This is a genomic window from Natronococcus amylolyticus DSM 10524, assembly GCF_000337675.1.
Lineage (GTDB): Archaea > Halobacteriota > Halobacteria > Halobacteriales > Natrialbaceae > Natronococcus > Natronococcus amylolyticus.
In genome coordinates, this window is record NZ_AOIB01000021.1 from 207482 (window position 1) to 221655 (window position 14174).

Below are 14174 nucleotides of genomic sequence, written 5' to 3' on the forward strand. Positions count from 1 at the left end.
CGGGCAGCACAACTACGGCAGCACGAACACTGAGGGAAACTATGGCAGACGAAGATAAGCGCGGAATACAGGAAAATCTCTTCCACGCGGAGACGGACCGAGAACCGGGCGACAGGAACTGGCAGGGGTTCGGGTTCGACATCAACCCGCCGGTCTTCCTCATCGCGGGTGGGTTGATTACCCTCTTTATCGTCCTCTCGCTCGTGTTCCCGGACCAGGCGGGGACCGTGTACCAGGACACCCGAGTCGCGGTTTCAGACTACTTCGACTGGCTGTTCATCCTGGCGGCGAACTCGTTTATCATCTTCATGGTCTACCTCGCCATCAGCAAGTACGGCTCGATCCGGCTGGGCGGGGTCGACGGCGAGAAGGAGTTCAGCGATATCTCCTGGGTCGCGATGCTGTTCAGCGCGGGGATGGGGATCGGCCTCATGTTCTTCGGCGTTGCCGAACCGGTGTTTCACCTCTTCGACCCACATCTCGGTGCGGAGGCGGGGACCGAGGGTGCCGGCGAAGTAGCGCTTGCGGTGTCGCTGTTCCACTGGGGTATTCACCCGTGGGCGATCTACGCGCTGGTCGCGCTCGGACTCGCCTTCTTCTCGTTCAATCGCGGGCTTCCGCTGACCTTTCGATCGGTGTTCTACCCCGTTCTCGGCGACCGAATCTACGGCTGGCCCGGACACCTCATCGACATCTTCACCATCTTCGCGACGCTGTTCGGTCTCGTTACCTCGCTGGGGCTGGGGGCATTGCAGATCAACGCCGGGCTGACGTTCGTCGGTGACGAGGTCGGAGCGTTTCCGACTGTCCCCGACTCGATCTGGGTCGCCGTCGCCATCGTTGGGGTCGTCACTGGACTGGCAATGATCTCGGTCTATCTCGGTCTCGACAAGGGGATCCGACGGCTCAGCAATCTGAACCTCACGCTGATGATACTCCTGCTCGGATCGGTGTTCGTCCTCGGACCGACACTGTTCATTCTCGGCGCGCTCCCGCAGGCGATCGGGGGCTACCTCGGGAACTTCTTCGAGCTCTCGTTCTTCGGGAACACCTTCGACAACCACTACTTCCAGGGCTCGGAGTTCTACGGGCCGGGCGGCGAGGGCGAAGGTAACTTCCTCGTCGACTGGACGGTGTTCTACTGGGCCTGGTGGATCTCCTGGTCGCCGTTCGTCGGAATGTTCATCGCACGGATCTCGAAGGGACGCTCGATCCGGGAGTTCGTCGGTGGCGTGCTCCTGATCCCCGTCATCTTCTCGTTTGCCTGGTTCTCGGCGATGGGCGGAACCGCCCTGAACTTCGAACTGAGCGAGGCGACCGAGGGCGCGATCAGCGGCCCGATCTTCGAGGTCGGCGAGGAGCTCGCAATGTTCGCGATGTTCGACCTGATGCCGGGCACGCTGATCCTGTCGGTGCTCGCGATCATCCTCGTCACGACGTTCTTCGTGACCTCCTCGGACTCGGGGTCGCTCGTCCTCGAGCATCTGAGCACCGGCGGAAAACACGAAACGCCCCCGACCGGCCGGGTGTTCTGGGCTGCCTCGGAGGGATTAGTCGCCTCGACGCTGCTGATCGCTGGCGGCGACGCCGCGGTCGAGGCGTTGCAGGCGGCTGCCATCGCCAGCGGGCTTCCGTTCACGCTCATCCTGCTGTTCATGATGTACGCCGTTCTGGTCGGTCTCAGACGGGAGTACAAGACCCTCAAGTCCGACGAGTTCGCCGAGCTGATAGACGATCTCGAGGAGGACGACGAGATCGTCGTCACGAGCCAGACCGGCGACCTCGTCACGCACGTCAGAACCAGGGACGGAACCGTCGTCGACGTCGGCGACGACTGAGATCGACTACTAACAGTTCGCCGTACGATCGTAGGCGGTTCGCGTTTGTCGCGGAGCCGACGTCCAGACGATCGAAACCCGTTCCGACGTCGTCCTACGAGCGGACGACGGTGACCGGCTGCGGACAGAGCTGAACGACCTTCTCGACGTTGGAGCCGAGGTACTTCTCGAGGGTCCCCCGGCCGCGTTCCGCCATGATTACGGTGTCGATCTCCGCCGTCTCGACGTAGTCGAGGATCTGTCGTCCAACCTTTCCGGATTTCACTACGCCGACGCCGTCGAGCCCTCGCTCCTCGGCTCGGTCGACGACCTCGCCGACGATCCCCTCGCCGTACTGGCGGTACTCCTCGAGCCCCTCCTCGCTTGCGCCGATGCTCAGAATGTACGACGCCTTCGTCTCGACGACGTAGATCACGTGGACCTCGGCACCGAACGTCTCCGCGAGATCCAGTCCGTGGTCGATCGCCGCCGCCGCTTTCTGGCTTCCGTCCGTCGCGATCAGTATCCTGTCGAACATCCTCCTCAGACCGCCTCTTCGAAGGACGCGCGCAAATAGTTTGGGTCGAGAACGTGCGCTCGGAGACACCGCCGACCGATGGACGGACTACTCGAGGTTGATCTCGCGAAGGTAGATCGAGAACGCCACGAACGTCAGCAGCGTCCCGGCGATGAAGTGTCGGCCCGCCAGCAACAACAGCAGACTCGCGACTGCCAGTACTACCGCGAGGATCGTTGCGGCGATCGCGACGAATCTGGACATACCGAGGCCACTGTCCGGACGCGACTTATGCGTGTCGTCAGTCCGAGACGTCTCGCCACTCGGCGACGAGACCGATTCCGCCCAGGGCCGCGCCGGCGGCGCCGAGGAGGATCTCGAGGAGTTCGCCGGCGAGGAGCCCGCTACCCAACAGGAGGAGGCCGCCGCCGAGCAGGAACAGTCGCAGGTAGGTCCGCGGGGTCCAGCGCATATGTTTGAAGTGGCTTCGGTCGGAAACGGCTCAAAGCTGACGGTTCGAGGACGAGACGTCATGGGACGTATCTACACCGGTCGGAGCCGGAACGGCTCCGTCCACGGAGAGCGAAACGGCTCGTTCGGATGACGACTCGAGTGGCCGTGGCAGATCTAGACCGCCCACTGTGCGCCCGCGACGACCGTTACCGGCGCGTCGGCCATTCGGATGACCTTCTCGGAGGTGCTTCCGAGATGTCTGTCGATTGCCCCGTGACCCTGTTTTCCCATCAGGATGAGGTCGACGTCGTTCTCGTCGGCGTACTCGACGATCTCCTCGGCCGGCCGACCGGTTCTGATCACGCCCTCGCCGCTAAGACCGCGTTCGGAGACGCGCTCGATCACCTCGCCGACGACCTCCTCGCCGTACTTTCGGTAGGATCGAAGCTCGTCGTCGGAGATACCGACCGTCAGAATGTAGCTCGCCTTCGTCTCGACCACGTACAGCACGTGTACTTTCGCACCCACTCGCTCCGCGACATCGAGTCCGTGTTCGACACACCCTTCGGCCTCGTCGCTGCCGTCCGTCGCGATCAGAACGTTGTCGTACATGTGTATTCGTCCTCGTACCCGTCTGAAACATCGAGGGTCACTCACATAGTACTTGCTTCTGTTACCACACAACACGACCTCGGCGAGGGTTCGGCAGGATCGATGCACCGACCGAGGAGCAGGGAAGACATCAAATAGCTCGTTCCCGTTACAGCTAGAGGATGGGGGCCGATACCCCGGACCCGTCGGAACCCGCACTCGAGCGGTTGTTCTACCGCTCCGAGAGGGTACGGTTCGTCCACTGGGAGGAGTTCTCCGGCGCGAACGCGGCGGTGTGGCTGACCGAGTTCGTCGCGATCCTCTCGTTTGTCACCGGATTGTCGAACCTCAGCCAGCCGGACCCGGCCTTCGACGGGCCGCTGGCGGGGGCGCTCCCGGCCGAGCCCGTCTTCCTGCAGTTCACCGGTGTCTTGCTCGCGTTCGTCCTCATGCTCCTCGTTTTCGGCCTCCGGCGTCGGAAACGGATCGCGTGGTACCTCACGCTTGCTGTCCTTCCGCTAGCTACGGTGTTACCCCTGACGACGCTTCGGCCAATGGACGTTCCGCTCTTGCTTGCGATTCTCCTGACGCTCCCGCTCTTGCTCGTCAATCGGTCGGCGTTTGACCGGCGACTCGAACTCTCCTCGCTGCAGATCGCCGCGCTGTCTTCGATTATCGGCGTCGGCCTGTACGGAACGGTCGGCTCGTACGCGCTCCGGGACCAGTTCGGTGGCCTCGAGACCTGGAGCGACTCGGTCTACTACGTCATCGTCACGGTCGCGACCGTCGGCTACGGCGATATCACGCCGCTGACGACCGAGGCGAAGTGGTTTTCGCTCTCGGTCATCGTCTTCGGAACCGGCGCGTTCACCGTGGCGATCGGGGCACTGATCGTCCCGGCCATCGAGAAGCGAATAGCCACCGCGTTCGGAACCATGACCCCGACGGAACTCACACTGCTCGAGGATCACGTGCTGGTTCTCGGCCACGACGACATCACGGAACCGCTACTCGACGAACTCGGCACCGAGGTCGACGTCGTGGTCGTCGCGTCCGACGGCGACGACACCGGCGAGTTCGACGACCGGAACGTTACCGTCGTCACCGGCGACCCGACCCTCGCCGAAACGCTCGACGAGGCCAGGATCGACGAGGCCGCGGGCGTGGTCGTCGCGACCCGGGACGACGCCACGGACGTCCTGACGGTCCTCGCGGCGCGGGAGGCGAACCGGGCGGTCCGCATCGTCGCCGCCGCGAACGACCGAGAGCACGTCGACAAACTCGAGGCGGTCGGTGCTGACGAGGTTATCAGCCCGATGGAGATCGGCGGTCGATTCCTCGGCCGCTCCGTCCTCGATCGAACGTCGGCCGACTCGCTGTTCGACGACGCCGACGGCGACACGGAGTGAGGACGTTGCGGGTTGTCGACCAGGATTCCGCCGAGAGCTGTGGGGGAAGGACTAACGGATGTCCCGTGTAAACTGTTAACATGGGTCTTCAGGGGGTCGGGCCGGTCGAACGGGTGCTCCGGACGCTACTGGGGCCGCTCTGTCTCCTTTCGGGGGCCGTCGTTGCGGCGGGTTTTTTCTTTCCGGATCCCGTTGTGGAAGCGGTCTCCGGGCCGACGTGGCTCCTCCTTTCGCTCGTATTCTTCGGCTCCGGACTGGCCTATCTCGCCGTGTTGCCGGCCGAATCCGACGAGGACGCCGGCGCGTTCGATCCGGACTCCCTGCTCCGAGTGCGGCGGCTCGGGCTGGCCGACACCCTCGAGAAGTTCCTCTCCCGACAGGATCCGATCGCGTTCGGGATCCCGGTCGTCGCGTTCGTCCTCTTCTTTTTCGGGCAGTTGCTGGTGCCCGCCGAAACGATCCGTGCCGTCGACGCCGCACAGCGAACCGTTACGATCTACGGTGGCTGGCTGTTCGCCGCCGTGATGACGATTTCGGTACTGATCTCGCTGTACCTCCTGGTGGGGCCGTGGGGAACGGTGAAACTCGGCGGCCCGGACGCCGAGCCGGCCTACACCTACCCCGTCTACTTCGCGATGTTCTTTACGGCCGGAATCGCCGCCGGGATCGTCCTCTGGGGGCCGGCCGAGGCACTGTTCCACTACGAGACGCCGCCGCCCTACTTCGGCGTCGAGCCGCAGTCGGAGGCGGCCGCCGGGGCGGCGCTGACCTACACGCTGTTTCACTGGGGGATCTCCGCCTGGAGCGCGTACGTCGCCGTCGGCGTCCCGATCGCCTACTACGTCTACCAGCAGGGGGCACCGTTGCGCGTCTCGACGATCCTCGCGCCGTTTCTCGGCGTCGAACACCTCGATTCGATCTGGTGTCGGCTCGTCGACCTGCTCGCGGTGTTCGCGACGATCGGCGGGATCGCCACCTCGATTGCGCTCGTCGGGGACCAGTTCCTCGCAGGGATCGAGTTTCAGTGGGGCGTCGCGTCCGACACCGTCGGCTCGGTGCTGTTCGTCACTGGCCTGACGTTCGTCTTCGTCGTCTCGGCACAGAGCGGCGTCCACCGGGGAATCAGGCGGATCGCCGCCGTTACCCTCGTCCTGTTCGGGCTATTCGCGGCGCTGTTCGTCGCCGTTGCCCCGCGAACGGCCGTTCTCGAGTACTCCTCGCAAGCAGTCGGGAACTCCGCGGTTCACGCGATCCCGATGAGCATCTATCTGGGGAACGGCCCGATCGCCAGCGCGTGGGTGGCCGACTGGACGATCTGGAACTGGGCGTGGTGGTTCTCCTGGGCCCCGTTCGCAGGTCTCTTTCTGGCTGCGCTGTCCCGCGGGCGGCGGATCCGGACGGTCGTCCTGACAGGCGTGATCGCGCCCTCCCTGGCGACGATGGCCTGGTTTCTCCTTCTAGGGTCGTCTTCGCTACATCTCCAGCAGACGGGCGTCGTGGACGTCCTCGGCGCGATCGACGCCGCGGGTGGTTCCGAGGCCGTCGCCGGTTTTCCGGTCCTCGAGAGCCTCGCGATCGGCCAGTTCCTCGTGTTCGGCTTCCTGGCATTGATCGTCGTCTTCATGGCCAGCTCCGCGGACACCTCGACGCTCGCCGTCGCCGTGCTGGCGACGAAACGGGAGTTCGCCCCGACGACCGGTGCGATCGTCTTCTGGGGGATCGTACAGGGACTCGTCGCCGTCTCGGTCCTCGTCACCGACAGCGCCGAGGTGTTGCAGGCGACGGCCGTGCTGACCGGTGCCCCGTTCGCCCTGCTCGTTTTGATCTCACTCGTCGGGCTCGTCGCGGCGTTCCGCCGGCACGAACGTGGTCGGCAGTCGATCGTCGGCGCCGCGTGGGCGAAGCTCGGCGGGGATACCGAGGACGAGGGCGGCTGAAACGCGCGGACTCGTCGTTCCCTCGAGCGCCGGGCGAAAAAACGGTGGAGTCGACAGTCGTCAGTCGTCGGCCGGCGCCTCCGAGTCGGCCGGCTCGATGCCGACCTCGATCTCGGCCGCGGCGGCCTTGTACTCCGGAATCTTCGCGCGTTCGTCGAGAACGTCGTTGGTGAGCTTGTTCGCCGAGGCGGCAGCGAAGTGCGGCGTCGTCCACACCGAGCCCTCCTTGATCGCTTCCGTGACCTGGGCCTCGACGGTGATCTCGCCCCGGCGGGACTTGAGACGGATCTGCTGGCCGTCCTCGATCCCGTAGCGCTCGGCGTCGTTCGGATGGACGTCGACGAAGTTCTCGGGGGTCTGGCGGTTCAGCGTCGGCGAGCGACGGCTCATCGTCCCCGTGTTGTAGTGTTCCTCGAGCCGGGCGGTCGTCAGGATCAGCGGGTACTCCTCGTCGGGGGTCTCCTTGGGCGGCTGGTGGGTGACGCCCTCGATCCGCCCGAGACCGTTGTCGGTGTCGAAGCTGTCCTCGTAGAGGAACCGGTCGCCCTGGTCGCCGAGTTCGTAACAGGGCCACTGGACCCCCTCCTCGCCGAGGATGTCGTAGGTCATCCCGTAGTAGCTCGGACAGACCTGCCGGAGCTCCTCGAAGACGGCCTCCTCGTCCTCGAAGCGGAACTCGTCCTCGCTGAACAGTCGGCTGCCGACCTCCATGAGGATCTCGAGGTCGTGTTTCGTGTTCTCGTGAACCTTATCGACGCCGCGCATCCGCTGGACCCGGCGGTCCGTGTTGGTGACGGTGCCGCCGCGTTCGGCCCAGGTCGTCGCCGGCAGAACGACGTCGGCGTACTCGGCCGTCTCGGTCATGAAGATGTCCTGGGCGACCATGAACTCGAGATCCTGAATACGTTCGATGACTCGGTTGGCGTCGGGCTCGCTCACGACCGGGTTCTCGCCCATCACGTACAGCCCCTTCACCGAGTTACCGAACTCGTGGGAGAGTTCGACGTTCGTCAGCCCGGGCTCGTCGGGCACCTCGAAGCCCCACTCCTCCTCGACGGACTGGCGGGCCTCATCGTCGTCGACCAGCTGGTAGCCCGGCAGAACGTTCGGCATCGCACCGACGTCACAGGTCCCCTGGACGTTGTTCTGGCCGCGGAGCGGGTTGACTCCCGTCCCCGGTTTGCCGAGGTTGCCCGTGATCAGTGCGAGGTTGATCTCGTTTTGCACGTTGTCGACGCCACAGGTGTGCTGGCTCATCCCCATCCCGGTGAAGATGGCCGCGTTGTTCGCCATCGCGTACTTCTCGGCGGCCATCTCGATCTCCTCGAGCGGGACGCCACACTGCTCGGCGGCCTCCTCCTTGTCGAAGTCGGCGAGGGTCTCCTTGAGGTGGTCGAACCCCTCCGTTCGCTCCTCGATGAACTCCTCGTCGATCCAGCCCGCGTCGGGATCGTCCTCGTGGTTCTCGAGGATCGTCTTGATGACGATGTTCAACAGCGGGATGTCGGTCCCCGGCTCGAGCTGGAGGTGCTGGTGGCGATCGGTGTCGTCGATCTGGAACGACTTCGTCGTCTTGTTGGCGTGGGGGTCGACCTGGATCACCGTCGCCCCCTCGAGGACGGCCTGACGGAAGTACTGGCTGTTGGCGATCGGGTGTTGCTCGCCGGGGTTTGCCCCCTGGATCCAGAAGATGTCGGCCGACTCCTCTAAGTCGGCCATGCTGTTGGTCATCGCGCCGGCGCCCAGGCTCGTCCGCAGCGCCCACACCGTCGAGGCGTGACACATCCGCGTGCAGTTGTCGACGTTGTTGGTGCCGTACCGTCGCGCGAGCTTCTGGAGGAGGTAGTTCTCCTCGTTCATCGTCTTCGAGGAGCCGAAAAAGCCCATCGCGTCGGGCTCGTGCTCCTCGCTGATGCGCTCGAGTTCGTCGACGATGCGGTCGTAGGCCTCCTCCCAGGTGGCCTCGCGGAACTCACCGTCCTCCTTGATCAGCGGCTCGGTGAGTCGGTCCTCGTGGTCGACGACCTCCGTCGCCGCGCCGCCCTTGATGCAGATCCGTCCCTCGTTTACCGGGGCGTCACCCCAGGGCATAAACTGTACGTCGCCGGGCTCCTCGCCCTGTTTAACCTGGATACCGCAGCCGACGCCGCAGTACGGACAGATCGTCTTGACGGGTTCGGACTCCTCAGTCGCCATCGGAACCACCTGTGTCGGAGCTGCTCATGATCTAGTGTACCGTTTCCCTCGACGAGGTATGAAAGTTTCTCCCGGACCACCGAGGAAAACGTTCACACTGCCCGCCGAATAACCGACGAACGATGGCTCTCTCCGCGGATACGGTCACAGCACTCGCCGACGAGTACCCCGACGAACAGCCGCTCGCGACCGTCGAAGACGAACACCGCGAGCTGTTGCCCGCGACCCTGGCCGAGGGATCGTACGGCTGGCGCGACGTCGAGTGGATCGTCCAGTGGTACTTCCGGCGCTTCCTCGGTCGGTACCCCGACACAGAGCGGCGGGCCGCCGAGGAGCGCTTCGGTGACAACGAGTACGAGGCTCTCGAGACCGCGATCGGAGGCGCCCTCGCGGCCGAGACGACGCGCGCGAAACTCGAGGCGCTGACGGCACTCGAGGGGGTCGACGTCCCGATCGGAACGGCGTTCCTGCAGTTCCTCGAGCCAGAGCAGTACCTGGCGATGAGCGCCCGCGAGTGGGCGGTGCTTCACGAGCACGGGGAGCTCGAGGAACCGTACCCCGAGTCACCGGACAGCGGGGAGTACGAGCGCTACCTCGAGCGCTGTCGGACGATCGCCGACCGCTGTAACTGCGAGCTCTGGGACTGCTACCGGGCGTTGTGGCTGCTCGATCACCGATCGGAAAACGGGGAGTAGGCGGTCAGAAGAGGCCGTCGATGCTCCCGTCCGAGTGGAGTTCCATGTTCGCGGCCGCCGGCTCCTCGGGGAGGCCGGGGAGGGTGAGCACGTCCGCGGTCAACACCACGAGGAATCCGGCCCCTGCGGAGGGATAGATCTCGTTGACTTCGAGCGTCCAGTCCTCGGGGACGCCCTTGCGGCTCGCGTCGTCGCTCAGCGAGTGGAACGTCTTCGAGATGCAGATGGGCACGTCGTCGAACCCGTGTTCCGTGAGCCGTTCGATATCCTTCTCGGCGTCGCTGTGGTACTCGACGTCGTCGGCGCCGTAGATCTCGGTCGCGACGGTCTCGATCTTCTCCTCGATCGACACGTCGAGGTCGTACAGCGGCTCGAACGACGACTCCGTTTCGGCGGCGTCGACGAGATTCTCGGCGAGGTCGACGCCGCCCTCGCCGCCGTCGCTGAACACCGTCGACTCCGCCGCCCGCACCTCGAGGTCCTCGCGGCAGTGCTTGAGGACGGCCTCGACCTCCGCGTCGGCGTCGTCGGGGAACCGGTTGAGCGCGACGACGACGGGAACGCCGAACTTTCGCAGGTTCTCGACGTGTTTGTCAAGGTTCTCGAGCCCGCGCTCGACGGCCTCGACGTTCTCGTCTTCCAACTCCTCGAGGTTCGGCGGCCACATCTCCTGGCCGTGATACTTCAGCGCCCGTACCGACGCGACGAGCGTGACGGCGTCGGGCTCCATCTCGCCGAACCGACAGACGATGTTCATGAACTTCTCGGCGCCCAGATCGGAGCCGAAGCCGGCCTCGGTGACAAGGTACTCCGAGAGGTGAGCGGCGACCTCGTCGGCGATCAGCGAGTTGGTCCCGTGAGCGATGTTCGCGAAGGGGCCGCCGTGAACGAACGCGGGCGTTCCCTCGATCGTCTGGACGACGTTGGGTTTGAGGGCGTCCTTCAGCAGGATCGCCGCGGCGTCGGTCGCGCCGATATCGTCGACCGTGACCGGCTCGCCGTCGTCGGTGTAGGCGACGATGATCCGGCCGATACGGGTCTTGAGGTCCTCGAGACCGTCGGCGAGACAGAGCACGGCCATCATCTCGGAGGCCGCCGTCAGGATGAACCCATCCTCGCGGGGGACCCCGGTGACCTCGCCGCCCAGGCCGATCACCGTCTCGCGGAGCACCCGATCATTCATGTCGATCGCGCGCGGCCAGTTGACCCAGTTGACCGCGATATCGAGCTCGTTACCCTGTTTGATGTGGTTGTCGAGCATCGTCGAGATCAGGTTGTGCGCCGAGGTCAGCGCGTGCAGATCGCCCGTGAAGTGGAGGTTGATGTCCTCCATCGGAAGCACCTGGGAGTAGCCGCCACCTGCGGCGCCGCCCTTGACGCCGAAGACCGGCCCCAGTGACGGCTCCCGGATCGCGATCAGCGCGTCCCGATCGATGTGATTGAACGCCTGTCCGAGTCCGACGGTCGTCACCGTCTTCCCCTCGCCCAGCGGCGTCGGCGTCATCCCCGTGACGAGGATCAGCTTTCCGTCGTCGGTTCCCTGGTCTCGGAGCCGCTCGATCGCCTCGAAGGAAACCTTCGCCTTGTAATCCCCGATCGGCTCGAGGTCGTCGTCCGCGAGTCCGAACGGTTCGACGACTTCGGTGATCGGACGTTTCTCGGCGTGCTGTGCGATCTCGTAGTCGGTCGGGATCGCCCCGTCCTGGTTCGAATCCGTCATCTATCGTACGTTTTCCCGAATCAGTGATAAGTGTTAGCTCATCTGTAGCGTTCCGGATACGACGAGGTCCCGACGGACCCGCGCTCGCCCGACCCGTCGATTCCGGCGACCGTCACGTCACCAAGGGGGTGCTGGCCGAACCTGTTCGCCCGTAACTCGGCGTTCTCGCGCCTACTACGGGAATTTAATATCCTGGGTATCGTTGACAGGATATCGGGAAAGTATGACAGATAACAACACACATAGATCGGGTGGAGGATGTTCGGACGGAACGGGACGGAACAGCGTCGAGGGAGGCGATCGCCGATGAGCGACGCGTTCCCCTCGAGTGCGGACACCGTCGTCATCGGCGCGGGGGTCGTCGGCAACAGCCTCGCGTACCACCTCGCGGATCAGGGACGGGAGGATATTCTGCTGCTCGACAAGGGTCCGCTGCCGGATCCGGGCGGCTCGACGGGGCACGCCTCGAACTTCCTGATGCCGGTCGAACACTCCAAGGAGATAACCCACCTCACCCGCCGGAGCATCGAGCAGTACGAGGACATGGACACCTTCACCAACAGCGGCGGGCTCGAGGTCGCCCGAACGGAAGAGCGGATGGCAGAGCTCGAGCGGCGCGTCCAGTCAGCGACGGCCTGGGGCGAGCCCGGGCGGCTGCTCTCGGTCGAAGAGATCGAGGAGATGGTTCCCTATCTCAACACCGACATCATCAAAGGCGGCTTCTACAGCCCGGGTGCGGGGACCTGCGACCCGCTACGGGCGGGCGAGGTGATGCGGGCACGAGCCGACGAGTACACTGACGGCGGGCTGACGGTCTCGCCGAACACGACGGTGCTCGACCTCCACCTCGAGGACGGCGCGATCAGCGCGGTCGAGACCGACCGCGGGACCGTCGAGGCCGACGAGGTCGCCATCGCCTGCGGGCTCTGGAGTCCGAAGATCGCCGCGATGGCCGGCGTCGAGATCCCGCTGACCCCGGCGGTCCACCAGATGGTCAGCGTCGGCCCGATCTCCTTTTTCGAGGACTACGAGGGTGAGATCTCCTTCCCCGTCGTCCGCGATATGGACACCCAGATGTATGAGCGCCAGCACGGCAACGACCTCGAGGTCGGCTCCTACCAGCACCGGCCGATCCTCTGGGACGTCGACGAGATCCCCTCGATCGACGAGGCGCCGCTGTCGCCGACCCAGCCGCCGCTGACCGACGACGCGTTCGAGCAGTCGATGCACGACGCCCTCGAGATCGTTCCGGAGCTGCTGGACGATCCCGAGGCCGGCGTCCGTCACGAGATCGACGGGCTGCTGTCGGTGACGCCCGATGGCGCGCCCCTGCTGGGCCCGCTCCAGGACGTCGAGGGGCTGTGGTCCTGTGCCGCAGTCTGGATCAAGGAGGCGCCCGCCGTCGGCGAGGCCGTCGCCCAGTGGATGACCCGCGGCTGGTCCGACATCGATCTCCACGGCTCGGATATCAACCGGTTCTACGAGTACGGCAACTCCAGACAGTTTGTCAAGAACCGCGCCCACGAGGGGTTCCAGAAGATCTACGGCATCGTCCACCCCCACGAGCAGTGGCAGAGCTCACGTCCCCTGCGCACGAGTCCGTTCTACGACCGCCAGGACGAACTCGACGCGCGATTCTTCGAGGCCGCGGGCTGGGAACGGCCCCAGTGGTACGAGTCCAACGAGGACCTCCTCGAGCGCTACGCCGACGAGCTCGAGGGGCTCGAACGACCGAACGAGTGGGACTCGCGGTGGTGGTCTCCCATTATTCTGGCCGAACACCTCCACATGCGGGACGAGGTCGCAATGGTCGGCGACATGGGCTTCGGCATCTTCGATTTCGTCGGCGAGGACGCCTGCGAGTTCCTCGAGGGGATGGCCGTCGGCCGGATCGACGTCGACGTCGGGAAGACGGTGTACACGCCGATTCTGGCCGAAAACGGCGGCTTCGTCTCCGATCTGACGATCGTCCGGCTCGGCCCCGACCACTTCCGGCTGATCACGGGCGGGGCGGCCGCGGGCTCCGATCGGGCCTGGTTCGGGAGTCACATCCCCGAGGACGCCGACGTCACAATGATCGACAACTCCGAGTCGCTGTGCACGCTCGGCGTCTGGGGACCATCGGCCCGCGAGATCGTCCAGTCGGTCGCCGAGGAGGACGTCTCCCACGAGGCGTTCCCGCCGTACACCGCCCAGGAAGTCACTATCGGCGAGGTCGACGCCTGGGCGATGCGGCTCTCCTACGTCGGTGAGCGCGGCTGGGAGCTCTACGCGCCGATGGGCCAGGGCCGGCGGCTCTGGGAGCTCGTCGAGGAGGCCGGTGAAGACCACGACATTCGCCCGGTCGGGATGGGTGTCTACGGCACTACGGGCCGCCTGGAGAAGGGGTACCGCCTCCACGGCCACGAACTCGAGCTCGAGTACGACCCCTCGGAGGCCGGCCTCTCGTTCCACGGCGTCAAAGAGGCCGACTTCGTCGGGAAGGAGGCCTACGCGGAGGCCCTCGAGACCGAGGACGCGGCGACCCTGTGTACCCTCTCCGTAGCCGATCACGCGCCCGAGGGCGGCGAGCCCCGGTTCATGCTCGGCGGCGAGCCAATCCTCGACGACGACGGCGAGGTGATCGTCGACGAGGAGGGACGGGAGTCCTACGTCACCAGTGCGGGAACCGGGCCATCGGTCGGCAAACATCTCCTGATGGCGTACCTCCCACCGGAGTACGCCGATGAGGGCCGCGAGCTCACGGTCGAGTATATGGGCCAGCGGTATCCCGTCGAGGTCGAGATCGTCGGCAGCGAACCGCTGTTCGACCCCGAGAACGACCGCATCCGGAGCTAAT

Annotated in this window: 11 protein-coding genes; 5 read left to right on the forward strand and 6 right to left on the reverse strand. The window is 65.2% G+C overall.

The genetic code is table 11. The annotated features are described in order from the left end of the window. The first annotated feature begins 41 nt into the window (after positions 1–41). Entirely contained in the window at positions 42–1838 is a 1797-nt protein-coding gene (locus C491_RS09930; RefSeq protein WP_005555766.1) for a BCCT family transporter, read from the forward strand. A gap of 94 nt (positions 1839–1932) precedes the next feature. On the opposite strand, the gene C491_RS09935 is transcribed toward C491_RS09930, so the two are convergent. The 4 genes from C491_RS09935 to C491_RS09940 form a co-directional block, all read right to left on the reverse strand. Beyond that, positions 1933–2355 (reverse strand): universal stress protein, encoded by a 423-nt coding sequence (locus C491_RS09935; RefSeq protein ID WP_005555767.1) that lies wholly within the window; start codon positions 2353–2355, stop codon positions 1933–1935. Between the two features lie 87 nt (positions 2356–2442). Continuing rightward, positions 2443–2598, reverse strand: coding sequence for a hypothetical protein (locus C491_RS23230; protein ID WP_169331733.1), 156 nt, complete (start codon positions 2596–2598; stop codon positions 2443–2445). A 37-nt stretch (positions 2599–2635) separates the two neighbouring features. Further along, the gene (locus tag C491_RS22930) at positions 2636–2806 is read right to left on the reverse strand and encodes a hypothetical protein (protein ID WP_160167149.1); all 171 of its coding nucleotides are present in this window, start codon (positions 2804–2806) and stop codon (positions 2636–2638) included. 155 nt (positions 2807–2961) lie between these two features. After that, entirely contained in the window at positions 2962–3399 is a 438-nt protein-coding gene (locus tag C491_RS09940; protein WP_005555768.1) for a universal stress protein, read from the reverse strand. A gap of 161 nt (positions 3400–3560) precedes the next feature. Between C491_RS09940 and C491_RS09945 the strand changes: the two genes are divergently transcribed. Next, complete coding sequence (locus tag C491_RS09945) at positions 3561–4787, forward strand: NAD-binding protein (RefSeq protein WP_005555769.1); 1227 nt, start codon at positions 3561–3563, stop codon at positions 4785–4787. A gap of 80 nt (positions 4788–4867) precedes the next feature. Further along, positions 4868–6724, forward strand: coding sequence for a BCCT family transporter (locus C491_RS09950; protein WP_005555770.1), 1857 nt, complete (start codon positions 4868–4870; stop codon positions 6722–6724). 60 nt (positions 6725–6784) lie between these two features. Here the strand turns inward: C491_RS09950 and fdhF are convergent, their stop codons facing one another. Next, the gene (gene fdhF, locus C491_RS09955) at positions 6785–8920 is read right to left on the reverse strand and encodes a formate dehydrogenase subunit alpha (protein ID WP_005555771.1); all 2136 of its coding nucleotides are present in this window, start codon (positions 8918–8920) and stop codon (positions 6785–6787) included. A gap of 122 nt (positions 8921–9042) precedes the next feature. Here fdhF and C491_RS09960 point away from each other — a divergent pair, with 122 nt between their 5' ends. Next, on the forward strand, positions 9043–9615 hold the full coding sequence (locus C491_RS09960; protein ID WP_005555773.1) for a hypothetical protein: 573 nt from the start codon (positions 9043–9045) through the stop codon (positions 9613–9615). A gap of 4 nt (positions 9616–9619) precedes the next feature. Here C491_RS09960 and C491_RS09965 read toward each other — a convergent pair whose 3' ends face one another. Then, entirely contained in the window at positions 9620–11335 is a 1716-nt protein-coding gene (locus C491_RS09965) for a formate--tetrahydrofolate ligase (RefSeq protein ID WP_005555775.1), read from the reverse strand. A gap of 306 nt (positions 11336–11641) precedes the next feature. Here C491_RS09965 and C491_RS09970 point away from each other — a divergent pair, with 306 nt between their 5' ends. Next, on the forward strand, positions 11642–14173 hold the full coding sequence (locus C491_RS09970; RefSeq protein WP_005555777.1) for a GcvT family protein: 2532 nt from the start codon (positions 11642–11644) through the stop codon (positions 14171–14173). Position 14174: the final 1 nt, after the last annotated feature.

Bases quoted from the DNA above. Each gene is read 5' to 3' on its own strand.
- C491_RS22930 (WP_160167149.1), bottom strand. From the start codon at position 2,806: ATGCGCTGGACCCCGCGGACCTACCTGCGACTGTTCCTGCTCGGCGGC.
- fdhF (WP_005555771.1), bottom strand. From the start codon at position 8,920: ATGGCGACTGAGGAGTCCGAACCCGTCAAGACGATCTGTCCGTACTGC.
- C491_RS09935 (WP_005555767.1), bottom strand. From the start codon at position 2,355: ATGTTCGACAGGATACTGATCGCGACGGACGGAAGCCAGAAAGCGGCG.
- C491_RS09940 (WP_005555768.1), bottom strand. From the start codon at position 3,399: ATGTACGACAACGTTCTGATCGCGACGGACGGCAGCGACGAGGCCGAA.
- C491_RS23230 (WP_169331733.1), bottom strand. From the start codon at position 2,598: ATGTCCAGATTCGTCGCGATCGCCGCAACGATCCTCGCGGTAGTACTG.
- C491_RS09950 (WP_005555770.1), top strand. From the start codon at position 4,868: ATGGGTCTTCAGGGGGTCGGGCCGGTCGAACGGGTGCTCCGGACGCTA.
- C491_RS09965 (WP_005555775.1), bottom strand. From the start codon at position 11,335: ATGACGGATTCGAACCAGGACGGGGCGATCCCGACCGACTACGAGATC.
- C491_RS09960 (WP_005555773.1), top strand. From the start codon at position 9,043: ATGGCTCTCTCCGCGGATACGGTCACAGCACTCGCCGACGAGTACCCC.
- C491_RS09970 (WP_005555777.1), top strand. From the start codon at position 11,642: ATGAGCGACGCGTTCCCCTCGAGTGCGGACACCGTCGTCATCGGCGCG.
- C491_RS09945 (WP_005555769.1), top strand. From the start codon at position 3,561: ATGGGGGCCGATACCCCGGACCCGTCGGAACCCGCACTCGAGCGGTTG.
- C491_RS09930 (WP_005555766.1), top strand. From the start codon at position 42: ATGGCAGACGAAGATAAGCGCGGAATACAGGAAAATCTCTTCCACGCG.